The sequence below is a fragment of the Thiomicrorhabdus sp. Milos-T2 genome, from assembly GCF_000702325.1.
GTDB lineage: Bacteria > Pseudomonadota > Gammaproteobacteria > Thiomicrospirales > Thiomicrospiraceae > Thiomicrorhabdus.
This window is the reverse complement of record NZ_KL370891.1, coordinates 2,062,403-2,079,229: the sequence shown is the minus strand read 5'-3', so window position 1 is coordinate 2,079,229 and position 16,827 is coordinate 2,062,403. Positions and strand designations below refer to the sequence as shown.

Annotated in this window: 10 protein-coding genes, 1 tRNA gene and 1 pseudogene; 10 read left to right on the top strand and 2 right to left on the bottom strand. The window is 38.2% G+C overall.

Annotated elements, in window-relative coordinates; all coding sequences use genetic code 11:
- Positions 1–259: 259 nt before the first annotated feature.
- Complete coding sequence (locus BS34_RS0109415) at positions 260–577, bottom strand: hypothetical protein (protein WP_029408272.1); 318 nt, start codon at positions 575–577, stop codon at positions 260–262.
- Positions 578–950: 373 nt separating this feature from the next.
- Between BS34_RS0109415 and BS34_RS13235 the strand changes: the two are divergent.
- The 8 genes and pseudogenes from BS34_RS13235 to BS34_RS0109380 form a co-directional block, all read left to right on the top strand.
- Positions 951–1,148: pseudogene (locus tag BS34_RS13235) on the top strand (5'-nucleotidase); the annotation flags it as partial.
- 406 nt (positions 1,149–1,554) lie between these two features.
- Positions 1,555–2,550 carry an Abi family protein gene (locus tag BS34_RS0109410; protein WP_029408271.1) on the top strand — a complete coding sequence of 332 codons (996 nt, stop codon included), beginning with the start codon at positions 1,555–1,557 and terminating at the stop codon, positions 2,548–2,550.
- 27 nt (positions 2,551–2,577) lie between these two features.
- Positions 2,578–2,766, top strand: coding sequence for a hypothetical protein (locus tag BS34_RS0109405; RefSeq protein WP_029408270.1), 189 nt, complete (start codon positions 2,578–2,580; stop codon positions 2,764–2,766).
- Positions 2,767–2,835: 69 nt separating this feature from the next.
- On the top strand, positions 2,836–6,507 hold the full coding sequence (locus BS34_RS0109400; protein ID WP_029408269.1) for an ATP-binding protein: 3,672 nt from the start codon (positions 2,836–2,838) through the stop codon (positions 6,505–6,507).
- Positions 6,508–6,593: 86 nt separating this feature from the next.
- Entirely contained in the window at positions 6,594–7,142 is a 549-nt protein-coding gene (locus tag BS34_RS0109395; RefSeq protein WP_158661000.1) for a hypothetical protein, read from the top strand.
- Complete coding sequence (locus tag BS34_RS0109390; protein WP_029408267.1) at positions 7,139–8,386, top strand: hypothetical protein; 1,248 nt, start codon at positions 7,139–7,141, stop codon at positions 8,384–8,386. The genes BS34_RS0109395 and BS34_RS0109390 overlap by 4 nt, the downstream gene beginning before the upstream one ends.
- Positions 8,383–9,264: a DUF7281 domain-containing protein gene (locus BS34_RS0109385; RefSeq protein ID WP_029408266.1), complete on the top strand. Its 882-nt coding sequence runs from the start codon at positions 8,383–8,385 to the stop codon at positions 9,262–9,264. Before BS34_RS0109390 ends, BS34_RS0109385 begins: the two co-directional genes overlap by 4 nt.
- Complete coding sequence (locus tag BS34_RS0109380) at positions 9,254–9,976, top strand: NYN domain-containing protein (protein WP_029408265.1); 723 nt, start codon at positions 9,254–9,256, stop codon at positions 9,974–9,976. The genes BS34_RS0109385 and BS34_RS0109380 overlap by 11 nt, the downstream gene beginning before the upstream one ends.
- A gap of 125 nt (positions 9,977–10,101) precedes the next feature.
- Here the strand turns inward: BS34_RS0109380 and BS34_RS0109375 are convergent.
- Positions 10,102–10,178: transfer RNA gene (locus BS34_RS0109375), tRNA-Arg, on the bottom strand.
- Positions 10,179–10,909: 731 nt separating this feature from the next.
- Between BS34_RS0109375 and BS34_RS12675 the strand changes: the two genes are divergently transcribed.
- Both BS34_RS12675 and BS34_RS12670 read left to right on the top strand, forming a co-directional pair.
- Positions 10,910–13,813: a bifunctional diguanylate cyclase/phosphodiesterase gene (locus BS34_RS12675; protein WP_051640782.1), complete on the top strand. Its 2,904-nt coding sequence runs from the start codon at positions 10,910–10,912 to the stop codon at positions 13,811–13,813.
- Positions 13,814–13,947: 134 nt separating this feature from the next.
- Positions 13,948–16,794, top strand: coding sequence for an EAL domain-containing protein (locus BS34_RS12670; RefSeq protein ID WP_084151605.1), 2,847 nt, complete (start codon positions 13,948–13,950; stop codon positions 16,792–16,794).
- Positions 16,795–16,827 lie beyond the last annotated feature (33 nt).

Genomic DNA, 16,827 nt, shown 5'->3' with positions numbered 1-16,827 from the left:
CTGGTTTATGCTATTCTGAAGAGTGGTAAACCCTTTGATCCAGAATATAAGATTGGTGCTTGACTATGAAAATCAAACACGGTATCTGGTATGTTGATAAATGCTTAAGAGCAGGTTAGGGGAATCTAAGATAATTTGGTGTTTTAGCGATGGCTTGAATCAATAAAAACCTTTGCATTAGTTTTAATATTTTGCATGAAGTTGCCCTTAGGTTTTTTCATGCAAAGCCATGCAAAGGTCTCTATTTTAAGGCAAATAATTATTTGTCTAATTTACGTAAAGACGCAACTTCTTCATCTAATGCTTTTTGGTCTTTTTTCAATTGCAACTTGCACACTCTAAAATCATCTTTTTTAATACCAGCCTGTAAACACATTTGGTATTTCTGAATGGTTTGAGCTCTTTTAAAGTGGCTTTGAATTTCAAGTTGCATTAAATTTTGTGCTTTAGCCAATAATTCCATCTGCTCTTGGATAAGCTTCTGACGATCATCCATCTTAGAAGACTCATTGGCCTGTGCCACAGAGAAGAAAGAGGAAAGAAGGGCGCATGCCATTAAAATTACAAATTTATTCATGTGAAAATTTCCTTGGTTTGAATATAAATTAAACCCAGGTTGAACAGTCAGAGTTTTAAAACAAAAGGTTTTACGGACAGCATTTTGTTTTAAAGGTATTCATTTCTGAGTACAAAAAAATAGTAACACACTATTAAAACCAATCCTCACAGGTATTTTTTTGTCTTAATTAACGACTTTTATATAAGTAACAACTTATGGAGTAGATGAGAGAGCTCTCTTTATCAGTTACCTACTTTAGTGGGAATTCACATTTAAGTTAATTAAACCTAAGTTAACTAAACCTAAGTTATCTAAATCTAGCGTCTTCAAAAAAATTTAAAGGTCATTGCTATGATTGAAATGATGAAAGACTTATAAAAATGATAAATGTTGCAATTTAGGTGGACTTCAAAAATCCAAAATTTTACGTGCCTTTAAGGCACATATTTTCTTTGATGATCAAGATACTCACTTAGAAACCACCTCGCAGTTTATCCCTTCTGGTAAGGTGTCATATGCGAGTAGTTCGCCTTTGAAATCGTTACCAATAAAGCCTGAAAAGGTAATATTTACTCAAGAGACCGAATAAAAGTAGTAATTTCATTTAAGCTCTTTTGTTATAGCAAAACTAAGCATTAACCTAGATAAAAACAGATAAAAATTTGAGAATTAGTATTTTTACCACTAAAATCAATGTTCATTAAAGAGTGCATGATAGGCAGGTATACCCAAAAAGCCTATTTAAATTTTATCTTAGGAACCATAAATGCTTACATTGAACCTCTTAAAATTCTTGACACTATCGGTTCATGTAACTAAACTTATATTTAACACACCCGCCATGCCTATGACTTGTCCGCAAGTTACGCACAAATCGAGCGGGTTTTTTACTTTTTACGCCTGTAAAAGTAATTCCTTACCAAATTTGACACACGCTCTATGCCTCTCATGCAAGCACACTTTAGGGCGTTTTTTATTTGTTATTGGAGGTTCATGTGCGAGCCTTTGATAAACCCGCCATTAATGTTGATCAACAAGTCTTAATGCTTAAAGAGCGTGGATTAACTATTCAAAATGAAGAGAGAGCTAAGTTATTTCTAAAAGCCGTTGGCTTTTTTCGCCTAAGTGCTTACATGCGCCCTTATCAAGTCCCTAATGCTGAAGATCATAGGTTTCGAGAAGGTACGACCTTTAAACAAATTACGCAAACCTATGAATTTGATCGAAAGTTGCGACTCCACTTAATTGCTGCAATTGAACGAGTTGAAGTTGCAATCAGAGCTATCATTAATAACCATATGGGCCCTAAATATGATGACTCTCATTGGTATCTAGATCGTTCATTATTTAAAAAATACTATTCCTATTACCGTCTTCTTCAGACTATTGACTATAAACAAAGCCAAGAATTGAAGAACTACCAAAAAGAGTGTGTTCGAATTGATAAAGGGCGAAACCGAACGCCACAGCAAAAAGAACAGCTGAAAGCAAAGCGAGCTAAAGAAAATTACGCTCGTCACTATCCTATTAATTATGAATTTCCTGATTTAATGCCCAGCTGGGCTATGCTTGAAGAACTTACACTGGGTGAGTTATCACACCTTTATGCTGGCCTGGCTAAAGACATTGATAAGAAAGATATTGCACGTGAGGTTGGATTAACAATGCCTTTGCTTGAGTCATGGCTCAAAACGCTGAATGCAATCCGTAATATTTGCGCCCATCACAGTCGATTATGGAATAGGGAGTTGGGTTTAAAACCTGAACTCCCTAAAAATTCAGATATTATTTGGCCTGAGTATCATAGAGAACATCAAGATCATATGCGTATTGCGGTTTTAATAAGTATCCTGCAACACTTTATGACTCAAATTAGCCCTCATGATGGCTGGAAAAATAAGTTGTTTAGCTTGTTTAATAACTACCCTGAAATTAACCAAGCTATGATGGGACTGCCTGATAACTGGCAAGATGACCCTTTTTGGAATTAGTTTAAAACGAAACGAAGGATAACTTTTATGGTTAGCCAAACCAATGAACAAGCATTAGAAGTTGCTATTGAGAGAGCCTTAACAGGGACTTGTGTTGAAGAACACAAGGCAGGATCTTCTGGTGTTGAGGAAACACCTGCGAATTATGTGACTCATAATGGCTTTAAGGTAGGATTGCCATCGGATTTTAATCTGATCAATAGCTTGAGAAGCTAAGAGCTGTTTAAGTTTTTTGAAACTTTTTTATCTACTCAACATAAATTACTAAGAAGAAAGAATTAGTCAATGAATTATCTCAATTCAATCATTACAGTGAACTCTTATAGAGGTCATAAAATCAATCAGTTTAGCGTTGATGATGGCGCTTTGATTCAAGGTTCAAATGGCGCAGGGAAAACTAGTATCCTGCGTTTGATACTACTTTTCTTTGGTGCACCTGCAAAGGACATTGCCTCTATCTCGGGTAAGAACAACCGATTTGCCGATTACTATCTTCCTTCAATCTCAAGCTATCTGGTTTATCAGTATAAAAAAGACAATAAAGACTTCTTGGTGATTGCGTTTGCCAAAAGCCGGAATGAAGTGACTTACTATTTCTGTGAAGGTTTATTTGACGAGGCACTCTTTGTAAATGAAACCGGACAGTTTATTGATTGTTCAGAAATTAAATCGCATATTCAATCGGTGGCGAAACGCAAAGTCTCTCCGGCATTTAGCTGGAGTCAGTATAAGCAGATAATTCAGTCTGGAAAACGTATCACTGGTCGTGACCGCGATAGTCAGAAGATTAACGAAGCAAAACTGAAATTTTCCCTCTGTGCGCCAAATCAAAGCTTGGATAATATTGAAAAGATTGCTGTTTCCATTCTGGCCAACAAACCCAGTTTGCATGCTATCCGCAGTTTGATTGCTGACGGAATTCTTGGTTTGGACAGTTTCTTAAAAGAAGACTTCGGTTCCAATTTCGATTCAAAACATCTTATTCAGCAACAAAACCTTTTGCGTCAAGCGAAACGCTTTAAAGAAAAACAGCCTGTGCTAGACGATATTCGTACAGCTGCTTCGCTAATGAAAAACTGGGAACAAGAGAAGTCGGTTTTAGGCGATCGGATTCTGCAAAGTTGGCAGCACTACTCCGAACAGCTACAACAGTTAACCTCTGATCGAAATAAGCTAATCCATGATAGAGATGAGGCAATCGATGCGCAAAACTATCAAATACAGCAACTCTCTTCACAGATTGGTGAACTAAAAGGTGAATCTAAAAGTCAGACTACTCGACTAGAAAACTTGAATAAGAAATACAATGATTATCACCAAAATGGTATTGAGGAAAAACAGCAGTTTGTTAAACAGCTACCGCATTTAACTGAGCAAGTCGCCTCAACTAAAGCCGAGAAAAAAGCGCTTGAAAGCAATTTTCAACATATTACTAAGCAATATGAGGTTGCCACCAGTGAAGCCGAGAACCGCAAGTTAAAACAACGGGAAGAACTGAGATCGGTATACGATAAGCAGCTGCAACAACTTGACAAACAAGAACGTGAATTAACTGATCAAAAATCAGAGAAACAGACTCGAATTTACGAACGATTCACTGTTCGTAGAGAGGAATTAAACAATAAACTCGATAAGCTGAAAGATGACAAAACAGCAGTTCAGTTAAAAATCCAGCAACCGTCTTCCCCTCTAACTGAGCAAAATGAATCGGATCTCAACAGCATTCAAAAAAAGTTAAACGATCACGTTCAAAATCATACCCAGCTATTGCAGGCGATTAATCAACTGCAGACAGAGAAAAATTCTGCGCAGAACCAACGTGTTGCGGAATTAACTGAACTGAAAAGAATTAGTTCAACCGTTGCAGAGCTTAATCAAAGTCTTGATGAAAATCGTGACGATCTGAAACATCTTGAACAGACGTTTTATTATCAATTAAACTCCTTATCTCCTCAGAAAGCGGAGCTAGCGGCTCGCGTGCTAAGAAGAAACGTCTTAAAAGCACCGTTAAAATATCAACTGGAAATAACTGAAAGAGATCATGGGCTCTTGGGGTTGAATATCGACTTTACTCAATTCCCTGCTCAACTGATTTCCGACAAGGCCGAGTTACAAAAACAGGCGGCTAAAATCGGTCAAAATCTACAAGTTCTAGAAGCATCAAAAACCGATACCGAAAATAAAATTCAATTTTTGAATCAAGGTTTAGAAGCTGATAAAAACCAGCAAGCCGATTTTGACCAGCAGCTTAATGTCTTAAAGACAGACAAAAAACGCTTAGAAAAACGACTCTCAGAACAGCGTCAAAACCAGGAGGTCGAAAAGAAAAAATTAGTATTGGAATTTGAAGCAGAAGCCGGCGAAATTCAAGCAAAAATCGACTCTCTGCAGGTCGAAAAACAATCGTTAGATCTAGAGCAGAAAGCACAAATTGAACTGGCACAAACACAATTTGATGAGCAAATTACTAAGCTTTCCCAACAAAAAACCGATGCAAAAAGCCATTATGACGCTGAACATAAACGTTTGGATGATACAACTGAACAAGAGCTTAGGCGAATTAACCAAGCTAAAAACAAAGATCTTTCAGATGCCGGTGCGCGTACCGAAGAAATTGCCAAGCTTGAACAACGTTTGCGAGAGCTGAATGGACAGCATAGTTCGGCCGTGAAAGCTGAAAAAGAAGTTGAAAAATACCAAGTTTGGTATGAGAGTGAATATAGCTTACGACCTAAATTAGAACAAACTATAGCTGAACTGACTTCTAAGCTAGAGCAGTTAAGCATCCAACATTCAGAAATGTTAAACCGCCTAGATGAAGTGAAAGAAAACTTCAAAAAACGTTTAGGTATTTTATCTAAGGATTTAGATGATTGCGACCACGAGGTCAAAACCTTTAATTTCCTTTTAGAGAATTATTACAAACGCGATTCTCTTACGGCGAAAGAAGACGATGCTGTTATGGTCGTCAAAATGGCGCGTGAGCAACTCGAAGGCTTAGTCAGTAATATCGAGGAGCAAAATAAAAATGGCCAAGAAGGCTATAAATCCTTTATTTACGCGCTGCGAAATCGCGACAACCAAGAGCTTTCCGAACGCTTAAGAGAATTATTGATTGAAAACGGTCTAAGTGAAATCGATTCCACCCAAAATTGGCGTGATTTAATTGACTCGCTTGCGTATGTAATGAAAACAATTGACGGCTTGATTACCGCTGCCCAGCAAGAGTTTCATACCATTGCTGGTGATGTTATAGGGCTGGATGCCAAACTGGATACGATTGCGCAAAAAATTGTCGAACGAGGTCGAAGTATCTCCAACAAGCTTAATCAAGCCGGAACCGCGTTTTCTAATATTGAATCGATCGAGGCGAAAATCTCCTCTAATATCGAAAGTTTGGGCTATCGAGCAGCTTTACGCCAAGCAGCAGAAGAGGCCAGAAAAGTTCAACGTTTACCGACACACGAAGCGATACCGGAAAGTTATTTTGACAAGCTTTCATGGGCATTAAAGCAGATTGAACGTTACGGTCGTGGGATGAAGCTGGAACAGTTTATCGATGTGGAATTGGCTGTTAAAAATACCGGCGTAATTCAACTGCGTCGTGCGAGAAATGACAAAGAGCTTAAAGATATTAGCAGTGAAGGTTTAAGCTTTTTGATTCTAATCGCGCTCTATATGGCGATTAAAAACACCTTTGGGGAAAGTCAAAATGTCAAACTGGTCTGGGCAATTGACGAGATTGGAAAACTTCATCCGGACAATATCGAAATCTTAATGAACATTCTTAAAGCTGAGCGCGTTGATTTCTTCTGCGCAGAGCCGCGCACCGATCCTCAAATTTTAAGCCAGTTTAAACACATTTATGAAATCATCGAATCCGGTAAGATCATTAAAGTAGAAGGTGACACGCTAAAAACTGCAGGTGTCGCATTTTTAGAAGTGGCTGGAGGTTAAAGATGGAAGAGAAAAATTGGCTACGACGTATAATTAGCGGTGAGATCTTGTGTATTGTTACCGAGGAAAAAGCTGTTGACTGGCTAATGACAAATAGCGGTCAAGAATACTCTGATTTAGGACTCGGTTATGTGGGTATGCAGCTGGCTAGTGATGAACAACAAACCTATTTTTATGCGGCTTACGACAATCTTGAAGATAAAGCGGATGCTAAAGCATTGAAATCGCATTTGCAGTACATCGTAAATCTAATGCATCCGTTATTGGCCTTCTTGGATTTTATTGCCCAAGCAAACAATGATGATCAATACGCTGATATTGAGCATATCTACCGCTATTCAGAATTAATTACAGCCATTGAAAATAGTCAGGCAACAGAAGAATCGTTAAGGGCCTTAAGCTCACATAGTTTGTTTAAAACCGCACGTTCAAAATCCAGTTTGGGAGAAAAACTCAGCTCGGTTCTTAAAACGATGGAAGAAGAAGGTTTTCTGTTATCGGACGGCTCTGGCACACACTATACCGTGACAGGAAAGCTCGCTTATTACATCAAACTATTTGAAGAAATCGTGCAACATCAGGCACCAAGTCTGATGGAACAAAGCGATGATTCGCAAAAGGAGCTTGTGGTTTGAATGCTGACGAGATTAAAAAACTTGGCGAAGCGATTACGAAAAATTCCGAATTTTTAGCCCATTTAGACCTTATTGAAGCCGATCCAATCGAACTCATCGAGGCTTCGCAAAGCTTAGGTTTATTAAAAAACTCACGCATTATTGAAGAGCTGGAGCTAAACAGTTTTTTTCCAGGTGAAAATTTTGAGCTACTTAGAAGCGCCATCCACTCTTCCAACTATGAATCCAATACCACACCGGATATTGGCGAATGGGTAACCAAATTTAAACATCGTTGTGAACATTTCGCCCGAGCATCGATCGAAAATGATGCTGAGCTATTTGCTGTTAAACGGTTTATTTACCGTTATATCCATCAGCTCACGTCAAATTTAAAAGGTTCAATTCGCGATATTGATTCGCAAGTCAGCAATGAATTTGGTCACATCAAACGACTAGAAGACAAAATTGCAGAAACCGATTTTTATCTCAATCACACCCAAGAAATTCTTGAGAAACTTAACCGCTTAACCTATCGAGAACTCAAAGACTTCTCTAATCATCCAGAATTGGAACGAATTATTCTATCGGTACTGGATAATAAGCTTAGCGCTTTACGAAAATATCTTGGATTGGTGATTCGTAAAATCCAGAAGTTAAGTCTCTCATTCCGCCGGATTGAGCTAAGAACCCGCCGCTTAAAGCGTATTCTGAACGCCCTTGAAGAAAAGGCCTTTCAACCGAATTTTGAATCCTTGTATGTGGAGGATTTCACCGGATTACTCGTCAAAAATGCGGTTCCACAAATAAAAGCCGGATATCGACTTGATGATGAGAGTTTCATTAATCAAAGCCGCTTTAAAGACTTGGTTGTTCAAATTTCAATGCCGGATGTAATTTCTTCAACAGCAACCGATTCAGAGAAGTCTGTCATCGAACGAGAAACGACGGTTGAAGAAATTAAAGCACATTTTTGGAAGCAATTAGAAGCATGTAAATCAGAATTTTCGAAACAAATACTTGCTGCGGATTCACCAATCTCTGTGGTGAGCTTTTGGCAAAACACTTTGCAACTGCAAGAATTACTCAGTCTAGATGCCTGGCTCTCCTATGCAAATCGTTGGCTAGAGCAGTTGCAAAAGGATCTAAATGGAAGCGAATGGCTCTGTTCTAACAAGCGTATTGAAAAACCTTTATCGGACTATTCAAATATTTATGTGTTGTCAGATATTGAAATCAATATCATTAAAGGCATAGTGGCATGAAACTAAATAAGCAACAGCTAAAAAAACTGCAACAGATTATTCAAAACGCAGTCTCTACCCATGTTGCTTTGGGTAAAGGTTGGCAAAACTTTTATGATTCGGAAATGATTGGTTCAGTGCAAGGTAAAGAACTTATTTTTGGCATTTCTGATATAAACAAGATAAAAAGTTTTCTGGAAATTAACGGTTACCCACTAGCTTCTCAAGAAAAAGACTTTTCCTCAAGAACACATGCGGCAAATACCTTACCAAGTGAAAAAATGGCAACCAAAGCTGTAACTGATAATCGACTGTTGCTTAAATCAATTAACGAACCTTTTCAGCTTGATCGTGTGAATTTCCCGCCACGACACGGCATTGAATTCAATGTCGATGAAGCACTTCAAATAAAAGCATCGCAAATCGTTTTAATTGAGAACCTAGAATTGTTCTTAAAGGCTGAAGACTACCAACAGTTTTCGATTCAGCTTAAGCCGGATGCATTATTGGTTTACCGTGGTGGAGCGGGAATATTTTCCACCAATGCATCAATTAAGTTTTTAGAAAGTTTTGGCGGCGAACGCATCGGATTTTTTGACTTCGACCCCGCCGGTCTTTGCCGTTTAGGACACAAACATTTGGACGTGATCATCCTACCTGATTTCGAATGCATGAGTCCAAACAAACTGAAAAGCTGGTCCCGAGAAAACGTGTACTATCAACAATTGCCAAAGTATCAGTCTTGTTTAGAGGAAATGGTTCAATCATCTTCAGAGATGTCCGAATATGCAAAATTAATGAAGCAGGCGCAACTGGCCATCATGCAAGAGAAGTTGTTTGCTCACAACATCAAACTCATCCAATTAAAAAATATATCGGTAGAGAAAAATGCCAAATAAAAAAATTGCAGTACTAATCGACTCAGAAAATACACCAAGTACAAAACTTCACCTGATTTTAGATGAACTTTCGGGGTTTGGACAAATTATTGTTAAGCGTGCCTACGGTGACTTTTCTATGGATCAGTTGAAAAACTGGAAACAACCGCTAAACGCTTTAGCTATTCAAGCTAAGCAGCAATTTGCTTACACTACCGGAAAAAACTCAACAGACTCACTGATGATTATCGATGCTATGGATTTGCTATATTCCAGTCGGTTTGATGCTTTTGCATTAGTATCTAGTGATAGTGATTTTACTAGCCTTGCAACACGTTTAAGAGAATCTGAAATGCATGTTATTGGCGTTGGGAAGGCAAAGACACCAACAGCCTTTAAAAATGCTTGTGATGATTTTATTGCCGTTGAAAACCTTACTAGTGATGAAGGTTCTGAAGAACAATCAGAGAATAGTAAAAGTAAAAATCTAGAACAAGAAATTTGGCGTTTAATGCATCAGGGCTATCAAAAGTTTAGTGATGATTCTGGATGGTCCGAACTCAATGAAGTTGGTAAATATTTAAAACGCCTTAAACCTGATTTTGATCCTAGAAGTTTCGGATTAAACAAACTCTCAGAATTTTTTAATAAATTTCCCGGTCGATACGAAACTCGCCGAGTCAAAGGAACCGGTGTAGAGTTTAAATTGATTACTAAGTCTAATAGCAAGTAATTGTAATTTTGTCATTGACCAGAAAAAAGATACACTCGGTTATTGCCGTTTTTGATGTCACCATAGTTGGCACAAATCTGTCACAGAAGAAAAATTGGAGATTTAGAGCTACACTCAAAAAGAAATGGTGCGCTTGAGAGGATTTGAACCCCCGGCCTCTCCCTCCGGAGGGGAGCGATCTATCCAGCTGATCTACAAGCGCGTTTTGTTAGGCCTTGTATTATAAGGGTTTGAGAGTTTAGTATGAATTTTTTTCTGTTTTTTTGAAATAACAGTCGTTAGAAATTTTTAGTGAAAATGTAATTTGACGTAGCCCTCAATTTTCCTAAAAATCGACTTTTGCTCTCGGTGTGATTATGCTCGCTGACGCAGCACTCCGGAGGGAGAGGCCGGGGGTTCAAATCCTCTCAAGCGCACCATCTTTTTATATACCTCGCTATTAGTTCTGTTCTATGCGTTCACAGTTCAATATTAAAAAACATTTTGACCAATCTTTTGCTGTGGTCAAACCGATGCCCTTAAATTTATTATTGACTAAACTAATCAAAACATAAAAAAATAAACTGCAATTTTACGTATATGACTGTATTAATTTCCAGAGAGTTGTTAGACTAAGATATTGTGAGACCTTTGCACTAGAGTATGCACGAGTAAAAATGGTTCTAGGTGCCCCTTGAGGGTAAAAATTCACCCGATTTTTGTTGTACCCCAAGGGCACTTCCGTTGGGCGACAACTTGCGAATAGCTAGCTATTCCCTGCGTTTTCCGCCGCAAACGAAGAACTCGACGCCCGAAGGGGTAAGTCGAGAATCAGGCAAATTTTTTACCCTCAAGGGGTACTCACGCCTATTTTTCTTTCGCACCTATCTCGTGTTTATGCCCTTGGGTGCAAAGGTCTCTATAAATTAATCACTTATTAGTATTGGTTTTAATATGCCGATTTTAACGTTAGATAAAGAGTATGACGTTTACCTTGTCTTAGGGTCGCTTTTAATCTCTTTTTTAACCAGTTTTTTAGCGATTGCATTTGCCAGCTTTATTGTGTGGCATAAAAAAAATACCTCTAATTGGTGGTTAATGGGTGCCTCCGTTAATATGGGGCTAGGCGTGTGGGCAATGCATTTTGTTGGAATGCTTGCACTGCATTTAGATGTGCCATTTGCCTTTGAACCTATTCGAACGATTATTTCCGCACTTATTGCCGTTTTAGCCAGTTATGGAGCCTTTTGGGTTCTTTTGTCAGAAGATTTTAATACCAAAAAACAACGTCAGCTTTATGGCACCTTTGTATTAGGCTCAGGGGTTGCTGCCATGCATTATCTAGGCATGGACGCAATGCAGATGTTTCCTAAAATACAATACGACACTGCGCTTTTATTGCTCTCTTTGATTATTGCTTACAGCGCCTCTTATATTGGTTTAAGTTTATTTATTAAAGCGTCCAATAAAATTAGTCACCATCTCTTTTCTAAAGAAAATTTAGTCTCTTCTCTGGTCATTGGCTTAGCGGTTTCGGGTATGCATTACTCGGGCATGGCAGCGGCACAATTTAATTACAACTCTTATTGCACAGTATTAGAACAGGGAGTTGGCGCCGGAAGTTTATCAATAATGGTAGTGATTGCTATTGTTGTCATGTTGTTAGTTTCATTTTTGTTAATTGCTTATGAGCAATATGCCGAGGCTCAAGAAAATGAACAAAACCGTTTGATGTTGCAGATGGTAACCATGGAGGTTGAAAAAAGAGCCAATGAATTACAGCAGCAAACGAGTATGAATCAACGTTTGCTTGAAACCATGGATGCTATTGTGGTTGTTTTAAATCCGCATGGGGTGATAGAACAATTTAATTTAGCGGCTCAGAAAATTACGGGTTACGATTTTAAAGAGGTGGTGGGATCAAAACTTTGGGATAAGTTAATTCCAGAAGCCGATATTGAAAAATCTAAGCTTGCCTTTAAAGGATTTACTTTAGACGAACAATCAAATAAACATCAAAATCAACTTTTAACAAAACAGGGTAGTTTGGTTGCTATTGATTGGCATAACTCTATATTGCATGATAAGCATGGCAATATAGAGTTTATTATTGCCACAGGTATTGATATTACCCAAAGGTTAAAAGACCAAGAGGCCTTAAGACTTTCCTCCGTAGCATTTGAAACACAGGAAGCGGTTGTCGTCACCGATAACCAAGGTGTGATTTTAAGAATTAATAAAGCCTTTCAAGCCATTACAGGGTATTCCGAATCTGAAGTCGTTGGCTTACGTATGAGTGTGCTTAAATCGGGAAAACACAGTGATGTTTTTTATAAAAAATTATGGAAAACGGTTGCAGAAAACGGTTGTTGGCAAGGTGAAATTTGGAACCGAAAGAAAAATGGAGACATCTTCCCTGAATGGTTGCGTATTACTCAAGTTTTAGATAATAACCAAAATGTCACTAATTATATTGGCAGTTTTTCGGATATCACTCAGCGTAAAAAAATTGAAGATGAGCTTCAGTTTTTGGCCTTTTATGATGCTATAACCGAATTACCAAATCGACGGTTATTCAATGACCGTCTAGAACAAAACCTTCAATGTCATAAAAAAGAGCATCATCACCTTGCGGTTGTTTTTATTGATTTAGATAACTTTAAACAAATTAACGATACTTTTGGGCATGCTTTTGGTGATAAGTTGTTGGTTCAATTTAGTCAATTAATTAAAAATATGATGTCTGATAGTGTGACAGTTTCGCGCTTTGGCGGGGATGAGTTTGTCATGCTATTTCCTGAACTTGCCGATAAGATTGAAGCGGCAATTTTTCAGGTAGAAAATATCGTTAAATTATTATTAGAAGAGTTAACTAAAGGGTTAGCCGTAGATGAACATCATGTTCATGTTTCCTGTAGCATAGGAATTGCCGTGAGCGATAGCTCTAATGACTCGGTTAGCAGCTTATTAATGCAGGCTGATAGCGCGATGTATCAAGCTAAATCTATGGGCAAAAATACTTTTCGTTTTTATACAGACTCTCTTGGAGAGTCTATGGCTGAACGTTTTAAAATGGAAGTTGCCTTGCGGCATGACTTGTATCAAGTAGATTCTGGAGAATCGCCATTTTTTGTTGTGTACCAACCTCAATATAATCGAGATATGCAGATGATTGGTGCGGAGGCTTTGGTACGCTGGAATTCAAAAGAATTTGGTTTAGTCTCGCCTTTTTATTTCATTACAATCGCAGAAGAGTCAGAGCTGATTGATAAATTGGGGATGTTTGTTGTTGAACAAGTGTTAAATGACATTAACCATATGGACGCTTTATTTTCATACAGCACGCTAAAACACATCTCTATTAACCTTAGTATTAAGCAGTTGACTAACCCCAATTTGACTTCACGTTTATTAAGTTTGTTTCAGGAAAACAAGGTTGCGCCTAATAAGGTTCGCTTTGAATTTACCGAAAGCGCCTTTTTAGATAATGCATTGGATCCAAAGGCGCTTTTTGCAGAGATGTCTGAAATTGGATTTACTTTTGCATTAGATGACTTTGGAACCGGCTTTTCATCACTGTCCTATCTTAAAGATTTACCTATCTCAGAACTTAAAATTGATAAATCATTTGTTGATGGAATCCCTGCTGATGAAAGTGATATGACGATTTGCAGTGCAACCATTAGTATGGCTAAAAAATTAGGATTAGAATTGGTTGCAGAAGGGGTCGAGACACAAGAGCAATTTGACTGGCTAGTCTCTCATGATTGTGACTTGCTTCAAGGATATTTAATGAGTAAACCTATTTCTTACGAAGAGTTTATTGCAGTATTAAAAGAAAACTCTTTTTACGATTAATGTTCTACCGGTGAATCGCCTTTTTAAGAGTCTTGTGCTCAATTAGAAATATAACAAATTTTTAATGAACACGGTTTGTGGTAATAAAGTATAATTTATAAGGTTATTCATCTTTGTTATGTTCTTGGTACTTTATGCATTTTTTTAATTCCATTCGTGGTCGTTTAATACTTTCCTTAATGGCGGGGCTTTTGTTCGTCGTTATTCTGATTGTTCTATTATCGTCATTTCGCTATGAACGTATGACGGTTGAGAATAGGGGGGAATTATTGTCGCAACTGTCCTCTGGAATGGCTTATCAATTAAGCCAGGATATGCATAGTCGAACGACAGAAATACAAATGCTGACGCACCTCCCCGATATCCAAAACCCCAATGTCAGTCTTGAACAGAAACGTGCCATTTTTGAAAAAATGAGAGATTCTTATCCTTATTATGCTTGGATAGGCATGACCGATGCGAAAGGCAATATTCTCACCGGCACCCAGGGGTTGTTGGTTGGTAAAAATGTTTTTAAGCGCAGTTGGTTTATGGAAGGGGCTAAAGGACCACATTTGGGCAGTGTGCATGATGCATTTTTATTATCAAAAATTATGCCGAAACCTAAGTGGGATGACTTACCTCTTAGATTAGTGGATGTCTCCGCGCCAATAAGGGATAAAAACGGCCAGCTTTTAGGGGTGATTTGTGGCCATTTAGGTTGGGATTGGGCGTTTGAAATGCGTGACAAAATCCTGGCATCGCCAAATTTGGCGAATATTGATCTTCTAGTGGCTAAAACTGATGGTGCTTTATTAATGGGTACCGCCCGCTTGCCATCTAACTCAATTGATTTGTCTCAATATGATTTCTTCCAGCAGGCGTTAAAAAATCGTCATGGTATTGGGTTTGAAACTTGGTCTGATCAACACTCCTATCTTACCGCTTCAGCTTATGAGTCTTCTGTTAGTAATGACATGTTGAAATGGGTTGTGCTTGCCCGAGAAAACAAGTCTATTGTCATGGCTCCTTTCTGGCATCAAGTTAAAATTAACCTCCTTTTCACATTAGTTATTATTTTACTGTTAATCGCGATTGTCTATCGTATTGTCTCTAAATCAACGCAACCCTTAGAAAAGCTTACAGAGGCCGCACAAGCCATTTATTCAGGAAACAATCAGACCAAAATACCGCTATTTAATAAGCAGGATGAAGTGGGTATTTTATCGCGCTCATTCAAAACATTAGTGGATTATTTACAACTGGAAATTAAACAAAAAACCGCTTATGCAGATCAGCTTAGGTTAATGGGTCGAGTTTATGAAAGCAGCCCTCAGTCAGTGATGATTACCGATAGTCATCAGAATATTCTGGATGTCAACGAATCGTTTACGAAGATGACAGGGTATCAAAAAACCGAAATCATTGGAAAAACCCCGAATTATTTGAACTCTGGTCGTCAAAATCGTGCTTTTTACGAGCAGATGTGGCAAAAAATTTGTGATGACGGGGTTTGGCAAGGCGAGATTTGGAATAAAAACAAGGCAGGTAAAATTTATCCTGAATGGTTGTTAATTACGTGTTTAAAAAATGACAAGGGTGAATTAACACACTTTATTGGTATTTTCTCTGACATTAGCGAAAAGAAAGAGGCGGAAGCGCAATTGGTGTTCTTAGCCAATCATGATGTGTTAACGCAGCTTCCGAATCGACGATTATTGCAAGACCATGTTAATTTGGCTTTGAAACAGGGTGAAACTAAGCAATCGGGACTTATCTTCTTAGATTTAGATTTCTTTAAGTCGATTAATGATTCACTCGGTCACATTGTTGGAGACCAACTGTTAGTTGCCATTACAAAATCTTTGAGCCAGGGCTTTAAAAAACCTAATTTAGTGGCTCGGTTTGGAGGGGATGAGTTTGTTATTTTTGTGCCCGACTTATCTAGTGTGAATGAGATGGAAAAAATTGCATGGCAAATAGATCAGTTATTCTCTTCTCCTTTTATGGTCGGAGATTATACCCTTCAAGTTGGGGCTTCAATGGGGATCAGTCTCTACCCGCAAGATGGCCAAACCGCTGAGGAACTCATACAGGCGGCAGATACCGCAATGTATAGCATTAAAGGAAACCATAATGCTAGCTATCAATTTTATACTCGTGAAATGCATGACGCCGCTTATGAAAAACTGTTGTTGGAGCGCGATTTAAAACAAGCACTTATTAATCATGAATTCTATTTAGTTTACCAGCCTCAAATTGATTTAGATACTTGTAAACTCAATGGTTTAGAGGTCTTGATTCGCTGGGCTCATCCGAAGCGTGGCATTGTTTCACCTATGGTGTTTATTCCCGTTCTTGAAGAAATGGGGTTGATTGATCGGGTTGGCTTGTGGGTGTTGGAAGAGGCGCTAATGCAATATAAATCTTGGTTGAAAGAGTTTGCAATAGACGACGATACAACGCTTTCAGTTAACTTATCAGCATTACAATTTCGTAACCCTAATATTGTGAAGATGCTTGAAAATGCGGTATCACAGTCAGGCGTTGAGTGGGAACAAGTGATCTTTGAAGTGACTGAATCGGTTATGTTGGCTGATGATGCTCGCATTCAGCATGATATGGAGAAGTTAAAAAAATCTGGGTGCCAGTTTGCATTGGATGATTATGGAACCGGCTATTCTAGTTTAAGTTATATTGATCGTTGTCACTTTTCAGAACTAAAAGTTGATCAAGCTTTTGTCCGCAAAATGATGGAAAAAGAATCTGATCAGCTTATTGTGCACCATACGATTGAAATGGCAAAAGCGCTGGGTATGAAAGTGGTGATTGAAGGGGTAGAAACCCCACAGCAAATTGATTTCTTGAGACAATATCCAGGCTTGACTATCCAAGGTTACTATTTTTCAAAGCCGTTGACGGTAGACGATTTCACGCATAGATTAAAAAACAATAAAGATAATATTTGGCAGCCTGATGCGTTGATTGAAGATAAGGTTTAGATTCAAGTTGGTTTTTTCGATTGTTAAATAGCG

Bases quoted from the DNA above. Each gene is read 5' to 3' on its own strand.
- BS34_RS0109415 (WP_029408272.1), bottom strand. From the start codon at position 577: ATGAATAAATTTGTAATTTTAATGGCATGCGCCCTTCTTTCCTCTTTC.
- BS34_RS0109405 (WP_029408270.1), top strand. From the start codon at position 2,578: ATGGTTAGCCAAACCAATGAACAAGCATTAGAAGTTGCTATTGAGAGA.
- BS34_RS0109400 (WP_029408269.1), top strand. From the start codon at position 2,836: ATGAATTATCTCAATTCAATCATTACAGTGAACTCTTATAGAGGTCAT.
- BS34_RS0109395 (WP_158661000.1), top strand. From the start codon at position 6,594: ATGACAAATAGCGGTCAAGAATACTCTGATTTAGGACTCGGTTATGTG.
- BS34_RS0109385 (WP_029408266.1), top strand. From the start codon at position 8,383: ATGAAACTAAATAAGCAACAGCTAAAAAAACTGCAACAGATTATTCAA.
- BS34_RS0109380 (WP_029408265.1), top strand. From the start codon at position 9,254: ATGCCAAATAAAAAAATTGCAGTACTAATCGACTCAGAAAATACACCA.
- BS34_RS12675 (WP_051640782.1), top strand. From the start codon at position 10,910: ATGCCGATTTTAACGTTAGATAAAGAGTATGACGTTTACCTTGTCTTA.
- BS34_RS12670 (WP_084151605.1), top strand. From the start codon at position 13,948: ATGCATTTTTTTAATTCCATTCGTGGTCGTTTAATACTTTCCTTAATG.